This is a genomic window from Micromonospora solifontis (assembly GCF_003725545.1).
Taxonomy (GTDB): domain Bacteria; phylum Actinomycetota; class Actinomycetes; order Mycobacteriales; family Micromonosporaceae; genus Micromonospora; species Micromonospora solifontis.
In genome coordinates this window covers 18288-28846 of the sequence record NZ_RJLN01000072.1, presented here as the reverse complement: position 1 = coordinate 28846, position 10559 = coordinate 18288, and the positions used below count along the sequence as shown (strand labels likewise).

Below are 10559 nucleotides of genomic sequence, written 5' to 3'. Positions count from 1 at the left end.
CGGCGCTGACCGCCAGCCCGGCGGGCAGCGCCCGGCCGAACCGGGCCAGGCTGGTCCGTGGGGACGGCCAACCGCCGGTGACGTTGCGCTCGTGCAGCGCGGCGCTGGCGGTGGCGACGGCCGGGGCGAGAGTGAGCAGCGGCAGCGCGGCCAGGGTCAGGGCCAGGCCGAGCAGCGCCAGGTCGGTGGCCTCGCGGAGGGTGTCCCGCCAGTCCCGGCGGGGCGGCCGGGCGGTCATCCCTTCAGCCCGCTGGTGTTGATGCCCTCGACGAGCATGCGCTGGAAGGCGAGGAAGAACAGGAACACCGGCGCCAGGGACAGCACCGACATGGCGAACATCGGCCCGAGCGACGTCTGCCCGCTGGAGTCGATGAACAGCCGCAGGCCGATCGGCACCGTGTAGCTCGACGGGCTGGGCAGGTAGACGAGCTGGGTGAAGAAGTCGTTCCAGGTCCAGATGAACGAGAAGATCGCCGTGGTGACGAGCGCCGGCCGGCTCAGCGGCAGGATCACGTACCGGAACACCCCGTACGGCGAGCAGCCGTCGATCTTCGCGGCCTGGTCCAGCTCGCGCGGGATGCCCCGCATGAACTGCACCATCAGGAACACGAAGAACGCCTCGGTGGCCAGCAGCTTCGGCACGATCAGCGGCAGCGGCGTGTCGATCCAGCCGAAGTAGTTGAACAGCACGTACTGCGGGATGATCAGTACGTGGCTGGGCAGCAACAGCGTGGCGATCATGACCGCGAACCACACCCTCCGGCCGCGGAAGTGCAACCGGGCGAACGCGTACGCGGTGACCAGGCAGGACACGCCGTTCGCGACGACGGTGGCGAGCGCGATGACCAGGCTGTTGGTGAAGAACCGGCCGAAGCTGATGCCCTTGATGTAGCTCCAGCCGTCGGGGTAGTTGGCCCACGTCGGCTCGGTCGGGATGACCGAGAGGTTGCTGGCCACCTCGGTCGGCGACTTCAACGAGGAGCCGAGCATCCACAGCAGGGGATACAGGACGAACCCGAGGATCGCGACCAGGACGACGACGCGCCCGACGGCGCGGAGCGCTCCGGACGAGCCGCCTCCGGTGACGGTGCCTGCCTGGACTGTCATCAGTCGTCTCCGTCCGAGTAGTGCACCCAGAACCGGCCGGTGGTGAAGAAGACCACGGTGATCAGGCCGATCGCGATGAGGAAGACCCAGGAGAGCGCCGAGGCGTACCCCATCCGGAACTCGGTGAAGCCTTCGTTGTAGATGTGCAGGGTGTAGAGCAGGGTGGAGTACACCGGGCCACCCGTACCGTTGCTGATCACGAACGCCGAGGTGAAGCCCTGGAAGCCGTTGATCGTTTCCAGGACCAGGTTGAAGAAGATCACCGGGGAGAGCATCGGCAGGGTGACGTTCCAGAACTGGCGGAACTTCCCGGCGCCGTCCACCGCGGCGGCCTCGTACAGCTCGGTCGGGACCTGCTTCAGGCCGGCCAGGAAGATCACCATCGGTGCGCCGAACTGCCAGATCGCCAGGACCATCAGGGTCTCCAGCGCCCACGCCGGATCGTTCACCCACGGCTCGCCGTGGATGCCGAAGAAGGCGAGCAGGTCGTTGAACGCGCCGTCGCCGCTGAACATCGCCCGCCAGACCAGGGCCAGCGCCACGCTGCCGCCGAGCAGCGACGGCAGGTAGAACAGGCTGCGGAACAGGCCGACGCCGCGGCGCTCCCGGTTGAGCAGCAACGCCACCCCGAGCGCGGCGGCCAGCTTGAGCGGCACCGCGATCAGCGCGTACGTCAGGGTCACCTGGACGGCGTGCCAGTACGAGGGGTCCTCGGTGAACATCCGCCGGTAGTTGTCCAGGCCGACCCACTCGACCTGGTCCCAACTCGCCAGCACATCGTAGTTGGTGAAGCTCAGGTAGAGCGAGAACAGCATGGGGAACGCGGTGATCGCCATCAGGCCGAGCAGCCACGGCGACAGGAATACGTACCCCGCCAGCCCTTCCTGGCGGCGGAGCCGGGACTCGCGCGGCTTGCCGGACCTGCCCGGCTTCGCCCTCGCGCCGGTGGCCGGCTGACGGGCCGTGGACAAGGCCACGATCGGTGCTCCTCTCAAAGACCGGGTTGCCGCCCGGGGTGCGGGGCCGACGCCGGTACGCCGGCCCCGCACCGGGATCAGGCCAGTGCGGCGGACGCCTCGGCGAAGAACTGCTTGGCGGCGGCCTCGGGCGTCGCCTTGCCGTAGGTGACGCTCTCGGCGATGTCCCGCAACTTGTTGCGCAGGCCGCTGTGTCCCTTCGGCGGCACCGGCGGGGCGGCGCCGAACTTCGGGGCCAACCCGTTCTCGAAGTCGAAGGTCGCCTTCATCGAGGGATCGGTGATGCCCGCCTCCAGCGTCTTGCGCACGTCGAGGTTGGCCGGCAGGCCGCGGTCGGTGCCCAGGATCTTGGCGGCCTCCGGGTCGTTGACCAGGAAGTTGATGACGTCGGCGACGACCTCACGGTGCTTGGTGGTACGCGACGCGGCCCAGTAGAGCGAGGCCCGCGGCCACTGGCCCTTCACGTCGCCCGGGTACGGCAGCATGGCGAGGTCGTTCTTGGTGGCCTTCTGCAGCTCGGAGAGCTGGTTGGACCACATGAAGGAGATCGCCGCCTTCCCGGTCACCACGAGCTGCGTGGCGACGCTTCCGGTGACCGCCTCGTGCACGATGTCCGCCGGCGGGGTCGCGCCCTTGGTCCGGGCGTCCTGCCAGAGCTTGAACCAGGACACCAGGTCGGCCTCGGTGAAGCCCAACTGCTTGCCGTTGTAGAACTCCTTGCCCTGGGTCCGCAGCCACAGCCACAGCGCCTTGTAGTCGGAGCTCGGGTCCATGGTGCCCCAGTACTTGCCGCCGCCCTTGCGGGTCACCTGCGCGGCCCAGTCGACGAACTGCTGGTAGCTCCACCCCTCCTGCGGCGCGTCGACGCCCAGCGCGGCGAGCCGGGTCTTGTCGTAGATCATCGCCGGGGTGTTCTCACCCGAGGCGACCGCGATCTGCTTGCCGTCGACCTGGCCGTACTTGGTCAGCTCGGGGTGGTGCTTGCTCAGGTCGATCTTGCCGGCCTTGACCAGGTCGGTCAGGTCCAGCGTCACCTTGCGGCCGGCGTACTCACCCAGGCCGTTGTCGTCGATCTGGAAGATGTCGGGGGCGTTGCCGCCGGCCGAGATCGTCGCCAGCTTGTCGTAGTACCCGTCGAAGGCCTGCCAGGTGGGCGTGATCGTGACGTTGGGGTGCTTGCTCGTGTAGAGCTTGAGCGCCTCCTCGGTCGCCTTGGCCCGGGCCTCGCCGCCCCACCAGAAGAACTGGATGGTGACCGGCGCGTCGGGGTCGCCGCTGCCCTTGTCGTCGCCGCAGCCGGCCGCGCCCAGGGCGAGGGGCGCGGCCAGCGCGACGACGGCCAGGCCGCGCACGAATCGACGTCGGGACAGGGGGGTACGGTGATTCCGCCCGGCGGGTACGCCGGCGGTGGGGGACGTTGCGGGGTGCATCTGCGCTCACTCCTCGGCTGTGGGAAGCGACGACGTCACCGGCGGCCGTCCGCGGGCCGCCCGGGTCCGCACGGCGATGCGGGCCCGGGCCACCTCGTCAGGCCCCGGCGACGTCCCGACCGGGCGGCGGAACGGGCCCGGTCGAGTCGCGGACGACCAGTTCGGTCTGGAGCATTACCTGTGCGGTGGTGCGACGGTCGCCGGCCACCGCGCCCCGGCCCCGGGCGCCGCGGGGCGCGTCGGAGTCGTGTTGCAGCAGCATGTCGACGGCCGTCCGGCCGGCGGCCGCGGTCGGCGTGGCCACCGTCGTCAACTTGGGGCGGGTGAGGCGGCTCAGCGCGATGTCGTCGACGCCGATGACGCTGACGTCCTGCGGCACCCGGAGCCCCAGCGAGTCGAGCCCTTCGATCAGGCCGATCGCCATCAGGTCGTTGTAGGCGAGCACGGCGGTGACGCCGCTGCGGCGTACCTGCTCGGCGAGGGCGCCGCCGCCGGTCTCGGTGGGCTGGTTGGGCCCGAGGAGGGTCAGCTCGGCGCCGCCGGCCCGGACCGCCGCCGCGGCGACCCGGCGCATCTCCCGGTTGGTCCACGAGCCGCGCGGGCCGCCGAGCAGCGCGATCCGCCGGTGACCGAGGCCGAGCAGGTGCTCGATCGCGGCCCGGGCGCCCTGCCCGACGTCCATCATCACGCACGGCAGGCCGGCGACCTGGCGGTTTATCACCACCACCGGGACCTCGCGGCTGACCTGCTCGATCAGGCTGTTGCTCATCCGGGGGCTGCACAGCAGCACCCCGTCCACCTGCTTGGCGAGCGCGTGGACCAGCTCCTCCTCGGCGGCCGGGTCCTCGTTGGTGTCGGCCACGAAGACGTGGTAGTCACGGTGCCGGGCCTGCCCCTCGGCCGCCTTGATCAGCGGCGGGAAGAACGGGTTGGCGATGTCGGCCACGATCAGGCCGATGTTGTGCGTACGTCCGGTGATCAGGGCCCGGGCGGCCCGGTTGGGCCGGTAGCCGAGGTCCTCCGCGCAGGCCAGCACCCGGACCCGGGTCTCCGGATTGACCAGGTGCGGGGCCGAGAACGTGCGGGAGACGGTGGAGATGTGCACGCCCGAGGCCCGGGCGACGTCCCGGATGGTGGCTGGCACGGCGGGCTCCCTCGTCCGTTGTGGTGGTGGTCACGTGGGTGCCGCCAATTAATGCAAACGGTTGCTCCAGTGTCAACGGCTCATTGTTACGGATGAATTGCGGTACCGCTCCCAGCGACCGGCCGGATCGCCATTAATGCGGACGAACGTAACGGGTTTGGCATCGGACGTTGACGCGCTCTTCCTCCTCATGGTTTCTTCGGCTGCAAACCTTTGCAGCACATCGGGGAGGCCGAGGCCATGTCATCACCGGCCCGGGAACGGGTCCGCCACGCCCTGGTCGGCGCCGGGGCGCGGGCCGAGATGTTCGTCCGCGCGCTCGCGCTCGACCACGCCGACACCGCCGAACTGGTCGCCCTCGCCGACGTCAACCAGGCCCGGATGGACGCGCACAACCGCTGGCTGGCCGCGCTCGGTCACCCGCCCGTGCCCACGTACCGGGCCGCCGACTTCACCGCCATGCTCGCCAAGGAGCGGGTCGACGTGGTGCTGGTGACCAGCGTCGACGTCACCCACGACGAGTACGTGACGGCGGCCCTGCGCGCCGGCTGCGACGTGATCACCGAGAAGCCGATGACCGTCGACGCCCCGCGCTGCCGGCGCATCCTCGACGCGGTCGCGGAGACCGGCCGGCGGGTCACCGTCGCCTTCAACTACCGCTACAACCCGCTGCACGAGCAGGTCCGGCGGCTGCTCGCCGACGGCGCGGTCGGCGAGATCGGCTCGGTGCACTTCGAGTGGCTGCTGGACGTCCGGCACGGCGCCGACTACTTCCGCCGCTGGCACCGGGACAAGGCCGTCTCCGGCGGGCTGCTGGTGCACAAGGCCAGCCACCACTTCGACCTGGTCAACTGGTGGCTCGACGCCCGCCCGGTCGAGGTGTACGCGGCCGGCCGGCTGTTCTTCTACGGCGAGTCCGGACGCCGGCACGGGTACGCGCGTGACTACGACCGGGCGCACGGCTCCCCCGCCGCCGACGGTGACCCGTTCGCCCTGCGGCTGGCCGACCACCCCCGGTTGCGCGAGCTCTACCTCGACGCGGAGGCCGAGGACGGCTACCAGCGCGACCGCAACGTCTTCGCCCCCGGCGTGACCATCGAGGACGACCTGGCCGTGCTGGCGCGCTACTCCACCGGCGCGACGATGACCTACCACCTCACCGCGTACGCCCCCTGGGAGGGCTACCGGGTCATGGTCAACGGCAGCCGGGGTCGGCTCGAACTGGAGGTCACCGAGAGCGACCACGTCAGCCCCGCCGGCGCCGGGGAGCTCAAGGGCGCGGCGCTGCACGGCGACGAGGCCGCCGCGGAACACGGGCAGGCACGCCTCACCCTGCGGCCGTTCTGGGCGCCCCCGGTGGAGATCCCCCTGGACGGCTGGACCCGGCAGGGCCACGGCGGCGCGGACACCCGGATGACCCGCGTGCTGCTCGGCGACGAGCCCGACCCGCTCGGCCGGGCCGCGACCGCGTACGACGGGGCGCTCGCCCTGCTCACCGGCCTGGCCGCCAACCGCTCGCTGGACACCGGCGCGCCCGTCCGCGTCGCCGACCTGCTCACCCTGCCCTGACCGAGGAGCCCGCCCCCGTGCCGACCATCTCCCCCAGCGACCTGCTCCTGCCCGCCGAACCCGGCCAGCGCGCCCTGGCGCGTGAGCTGTACGCCCTGGCGGCCGAGCAACCGATCATCTCCCCGCACGGGCACGTGGACCCCGCCCTGCTGGCCGAGGACCGCCCGTTCCCGGACCCGGCCCGGCTGCTCGTCGTGCCCGACCACTACCTGACCCGGATGCTGCTCAGCCAGGGCGTGCCCCCGGCGGACCTCGGCGTGCCGACCGTCGACGGCAGCCCGGTCGAGACCGACGGGCGGACCATCTGGCGGCGTTTCGCCGCGCACTGGCACCTGTTCCGGGGCACCCCGTCCCGGCTCTGGCTGGAACAGACCTTCCGCGACGTGTTCGGAGTGACCACCCCGCTCTCCCCGGCCACCGCCGACGCGGTCTACGACGAGCTGGCCGCCCGTCTCGCCGAACCGGAGTTCCGGCCCCGGGCGCTGTTCACCCGCTTCGGCATCGAGGTGCTCGCCACCACCGAGTCGCCCCTGGACGACCTGGGCCAGCACGCCAAGCTCGCCGCCGACGGCTGGGGCGGGCCGGGCGGGCGGGTGGTCACCACGTTCCGCCCGGACGACGTGGTGGACATGGAGTTCGACAACTGGTCGGCCAACGTGGACCGGCTCGCCGAGGTCTCCGGCGAGGACACCGGCACGTACGCCGGCTACCTGGCCGCCCTGCGGCAGCGCCGGGCGGCGTTCATCGCGGCGGGCGCCACCTCCTCCGACCACGGGCACCCGACCGCGCGTACCCTCGATCTCGACCCGGCCGAGGCGGCGGCCCTGTACGACAAGGGGCGGCGCGGCCGCGCCGACGCCGCCGACGCCGAGGCGTTCCGGGCCCACATGCTGCTGGAGTTCGCCCGGATGTCGCTCGACGACGGCCTGGTGATGCAGCTGCACCCGGGCGCGGTGCGCAACCACAACCGCTGGCTGTACGCCCGGCACGGGCGGGACGTCGGCGGGGACGTGCCGCAGGTGACCGAGTACGTGCACGGCCTCGCCCCGCTGCTGGCCGCGCACGGCAACGACCCGCGGCTGACCGTGGTGCTCTACACCCTGGACGAGGACACCTTCACCCGCGAGCTGGCCCCGCTCGCCGGCGGGTACGCGGCGCTGCGCCTCGGCGCGCCGTGGTGGTTCCTGGACTCGCCGGAGGTGCTGCGCCGGTTCCGGGAGGCGGTCACCGAGACCGCCGGCTTCTACAACACCGCCGGGTTCGTCGACGACACCCGGGCGTTCTGCTCCATCCCGGTCCGCCACGATGTGGCCCGCCGGGTCGACGCCGGCTTCCTGGCCCGCCTCGTCGCCGAACACCGGCTGCCCGAGGACGAGGCCGCGGAGACCATCGTGGACCTGGCGTACCGGCTGCCCAGGCAGGTCTTCAAGTTCGAGGGGAACCTCTCATGACCAGGATCGTCGACGTCGAGGTGCACGACGTGCGGTTCCCGACCGCCGCCACCGGCGACGGCTCGGACGCCATCAACCGGGGCGACTACTCGGCGACGTACGTGGAGCTGACCACCGACGGCGGGCCGACCGGCGCCGGGTTCACCTTCACCAACGGCCGGGGCAACGAGATCACCTGCGCGGCGGTGCGAGCCCTGGCGCACCATGTCCGGGGGCGCGCGGTCGCCGAGATCGCCGCCGAGCCGGTGGCGTTCTGGCGGTCGCTCACCGCCGACGTGCAGCTGCGCTGGCTCGGCCCCGAGAAGGGGGTGATCCACATGGCCACCGGGGCGCTGGTCAACGCGGTCTGGGACCTGCGCGCCAAGCTCGCCGGCAAGCCGATGTGGCGGTTCCTCGCCGAGGCGCCCACCGAGGATCTGGTGGCCAGCGTCGACTTCCACCACATCACCGACGCGCTCACCCCCGACGACGCGGCGGCGATCCTCGACAAGGGACGCGACGGCCTCGCCGAGCGGCTGGCCGCCCTGGACCGGGACGGCTTCCCCTCGTACACCACCTCGGTCGGCTGGCTCGGCTACCCCGACGACAAGGTGCGGGCGCTGACCCGGGCCGCGTACGCCGAGGGCTGGCGGGCGGTGAAGATGAAGGTCGGCGGCCCTCTCGACGACGACCTGCGGCGGGCCCGGATCATCCGCGCGGAGATCGGCCCGGACGCGCTGCTGATGATGGACGCCAACCAGGTCTGGGACGTCGACGAGGCGATCACCGCGATGAGCGCGCTGATCGAGGTCGACCCGTACTGGATCGAGGAGCCGACGCACGCCGACGACGTACTGGGTCACGCCCGGATCGCCCGGGCGGTCGCCGAACTCTCCGAGGGCCGCTGCCGGGTGGCGACCGGCGAGGTCGCGGCCAACCGGGTGATCTTCAAGCAGCTCCTGCAGGCCGAGGCGATCGGCGTCATGCAGATCGACGCCTGCCGGGTCGGCGGGGTCAACGAGGTCCTCGCCGAACTGCTGATGGCGGCGAAGTTCGGGGTGCCGGTCTGCCCGCACGCCGGCGGGGTCGGGCTCTGCGAGTACGTCCAGCACCTGGCGATCTTCGACCACCTGCGGGTCGGCACCGGCCTGGACGGGCGGATGGTCGAGTACGTCGACCACCTGCACGAGCACTTCGTCGACCCGGTCCGCACCCGGCAGGGGCGCTACCTGCTGCCCACCGCCCCCGGCTACAGCGCCACCATGCGACCGGAGTCGATCGCCCACTTCCGCTTCCCGGACGGCCCGGCATGGCGCTGAGCGTGGGTACCGACCGACTCGGCCTGGCCACCCTGCGCCGGCTGCCGGTGGAGTGCCGGCCGCTGCTGCGCCCCGGCACCGTGCCGGCCGGCATCGTCCACCTCGGGCTCGGCGCGTTCCACCGCGCCCACCAGGCCGTGCACACCGAGGCGGCGATCGGCGCGGCCGGCGGCGACTGGGGCATCATCGGGGTCGCGCCGCGCAGCACCGACGTGGTCGACGCCCTCGCCGCGCAGGACGCCCTGTTCAGCGTCACCACGCTCGCCGCCGAGGGGGCCACCACCCGGGTGGTCGGCGCGCTGGCCGGGGTACGGCACGCGGCCAGCGACCCGGCCGCCGTCGTCGGCCTGCTCGCCGACCCGGCGATCCGGGTGGTGACGCTGACCGTCACCGAGAAGGCGTACCAGCTCGACCCGGTCACCGGCGCGCTGAACGCCGACCCGGAGGTGACCGCCGACCTCACCACGGACCGGCCGCCGCGGACCGTGCCGGGGCTGCTGGTCCGCGGCCTGCTCGCCCGGGCCGCCGCCGAAGCCGGCCCGATCGCCCTGGTCAGCTGCGACAACCTGCCCGCCAACGGGCGCCGGCTGCGGGGCCTGGTCACCCAGTCCCTCGCCCTGGCGCGGGTGCCCGACGCGGTCGCCGGCTGGGTCCACGACAACGTCACCTTCCCCGGCACCATGGTCGACCGGATCGTGCCGGCCAGCACCGCCGAGACGCTGGACACCGCCCGGCGGGCGCTCGGCGTGACCGACCGGGCGGCGGTGGCCGCCGAGCCGTACTCGCAGTGGGTGATCGAGGACGAGTTCCCCGCCGGCCGGCCGGCCTGGGAACGGGCCGGGGCGATCCTCACCGACGACGCCGGCCCGTGGGAGCGGTTGAAGCTGCGCACCCTCAACGGCGTGCACTCGGCCACCGCCTACCTGGGCGCGCTCGCGGGCGCGGAGACCGTGGCGGAGACCCTCGCCCTCCCGCAGCTGACCACCGTGCTGCGCCGGCTGGTCGCCGAGGACGTCGCGCCCAGCTTCACCCCGCCGCCCGGGGTGTCCGTGCCGGCGTACGGGGAGGAGGTGCTCACCCGGTTCGGCAACCCGGCGATCCGGCACCGCACCCTGCAGATCGCCATGGACGGCTCGCAGAAGCTGCCGCAGCGGGTGCTGCACACCATCGCCGACCTGCGCGCCGGCGGCCGGTCCGCCCGCTGGGGCGCCCTCGTGGTGGCCGCCTGGCTGCGTTTCCTCCTCGGGTACGCCGACGACGGCCGCCCGCTGCCGCTGGACGACCCGCTGGCCGACCGCCTGCGCGGGGCGCTCGCCGCCGGCCGGGACACCCCGGCCGGGGTGGTCGACGCGATCTTCGCGCTCCGCGAGGTCTTTCCCGCCGAGCTGGCCGCCGACGACGAGGTCCGCGCCGACGTGACCGGCTGGCTGACCGCCCTGGAGCGGCACGGCGTCCGCGCCACCCTGGCCGGTGCGCTGTGACCGGCCCGGGGACCGGCACACCCGGCCGCGTGCCAACCGGCGCGGGCGCGGACCCGGCCGGCCCGGACGCCGGCGCGGCGGACGACCGCGGCCGGCCGGTCG

8 protein-coding genes and 1 pseudogene are annotated in these 10559 nt (G+C 72.7%); 4 read left to right on the top strand and 5 right to left on the bottom strand.

All coding sequences use genetic code 11. From position 1 onward, the window contains the following. The 5 genes and pseudogenes from EFE23_RS21230 to EFE23_RS21210 all read right to left on the bottom strand — a co-directional run. Positions 1–238: pseudogene (locus EFE23_RS21230) on the bottom strand (hypothetical protein); the annotation flags it as partial. Continuing rightward, positions 235–1107: a carbohydrate ABC transporter permease gene (locus EFE23_RS21225; RefSeq protein WP_123242695.1), complete on the bottom strand. Its 873-nt coding sequence runs from the start codon at positions 1105–1107 to the stop codon at positions 235–237. The gene EFE23_RS21225 and the pseudogene EFE23_RS21230, both read right to left, overlap by 4 nt. Continuing rightward, on the bottom strand, positions 1107–2084 hold the full coding sequence (locus EFE23_RS21220; RefSeq protein WP_199737166.1) for a carbohydrate ABC transporter permease: 978 nt from the start codon (positions 2082–2084) through the stop codon (positions 1107–1109). The genes EFE23_RS21225 and EFE23_RS21220 overlap by 1 nt, the downstream gene beginning before the upstream one ends. A 77-nt stretch (positions 2085–2161) precedes the next feature. After that, positions 2162–3514, bottom strand: a complete 1353-nt coding sequence (locus tag EFE23_RS21215) for an ABC transporter substrate-binding protein (RefSeq protein WP_123242694.1) — start codon at positions 3512–3514, stop codon at positions 2162–2164. A 97-nt stretch (positions 3515–3611) separates the two neighbouring features. After that, complete coding sequence (locus EFE23_RS21210; RefSeq protein WP_123242693.1) at positions 3612–4658, bottom strand: LacI family DNA-binding transcriptional regulator; 1047 nt, start codon at positions 4656–4658, stop codon at positions 3612–3614. 240 nt (positions 4659–4898) lie between these two features. Here EFE23_RS21210 and EFE23_RS21205 point away from each other — a divergent pair, with 240 nt between their 5' ends. The 4 genes from EFE23_RS21205 to EFE23_RS21190 are packed head-to-tail and all read left to right on the top strand — an operon-like array spanning position 4899 to position 10457. Then, positions 4899–6227 (top strand): Gfo/Idh/MocA family protein, encoded by a 1329-nt coding sequence (locus tag EFE23_RS21205; protein WP_123242699.1) that lies wholly within the window; start codon positions 4899–4901, stop codon positions 6225–6227. A gap of 17 nt (positions 6228–6244) precedes the next feature. After that, entirely contained in the window at positions 6245–7678 is a 1434-nt protein-coding gene (gene uxaC / locus EFE23_RS21200) for a glucuronate isomerase (RefSeq protein WP_123242692.1), read from the top strand. After that, on the top strand, positions 7675–8976 hold the full coding sequence (locus EFE23_RS21195) for an enolase C-terminal domain-like protein (RefSeq protein WP_123242691.1): 1302 nt from the start codon (positions 7675–7677) through the stop codon (positions 8974–8976). The genes uxaC and EFE23_RS21195 overlap by 4 nt, the downstream gene beginning before the upstream one ends. Next, positions 8967–10457, top strand: a complete 1491-nt coding sequence (locus tag EFE23_RS21190) for a mannitol dehydrogenase family protein (protein WP_199737165.1) — start codon at positions 8967–8969, stop codon at positions 10455–10457. Before EFE23_RS21195 ends, EFE23_RS21190 begins: the two co-directional genes overlap by 10 nt. Positions 10458–10559 lie beyond the last annotated feature (102 nt).

Excerpts from the sequence above, each read along its gene's own strand:
- EFE23_RS21195 (WP_123242691.1), top strand. The coding sequence starts at position 7,675 with ATGACCAGGATCGTCGACGTCGAGGTGCACGACGTGCGGTTCCCGACC.
- EFE23_RS21215 (WP_123242694.1), bottom strand. The coding sequence starts at position 3,514 with ATGCACCCCGCAACGTCCCCCACCGCCGGCGTACCCGCCGGGCGGAAT.
- EFE23_RS21225 (WP_123242695.1), bottom strand. The coding sequence starts at position 1,107 with ATGACAGTCCAGGCAGGCACCGTCACCGGAGGCGGCTCGTCCGGAGCG.
- EFE23_RS21205 (WP_123242699.1), top strand. The coding sequence starts at position 4,899 with ATGTCATCACCGGCCCGGGAACGGGTCCGCCACGCCCTGGTCGGCGCC.
- EFE23_RS21190 (WP_199737165.1), top strand. The coding sequence starts at position 8,967 with ATGGCGCTGAGCGTGGGTACCGACCGACTCGGCCTGGCCACCCTGCGC.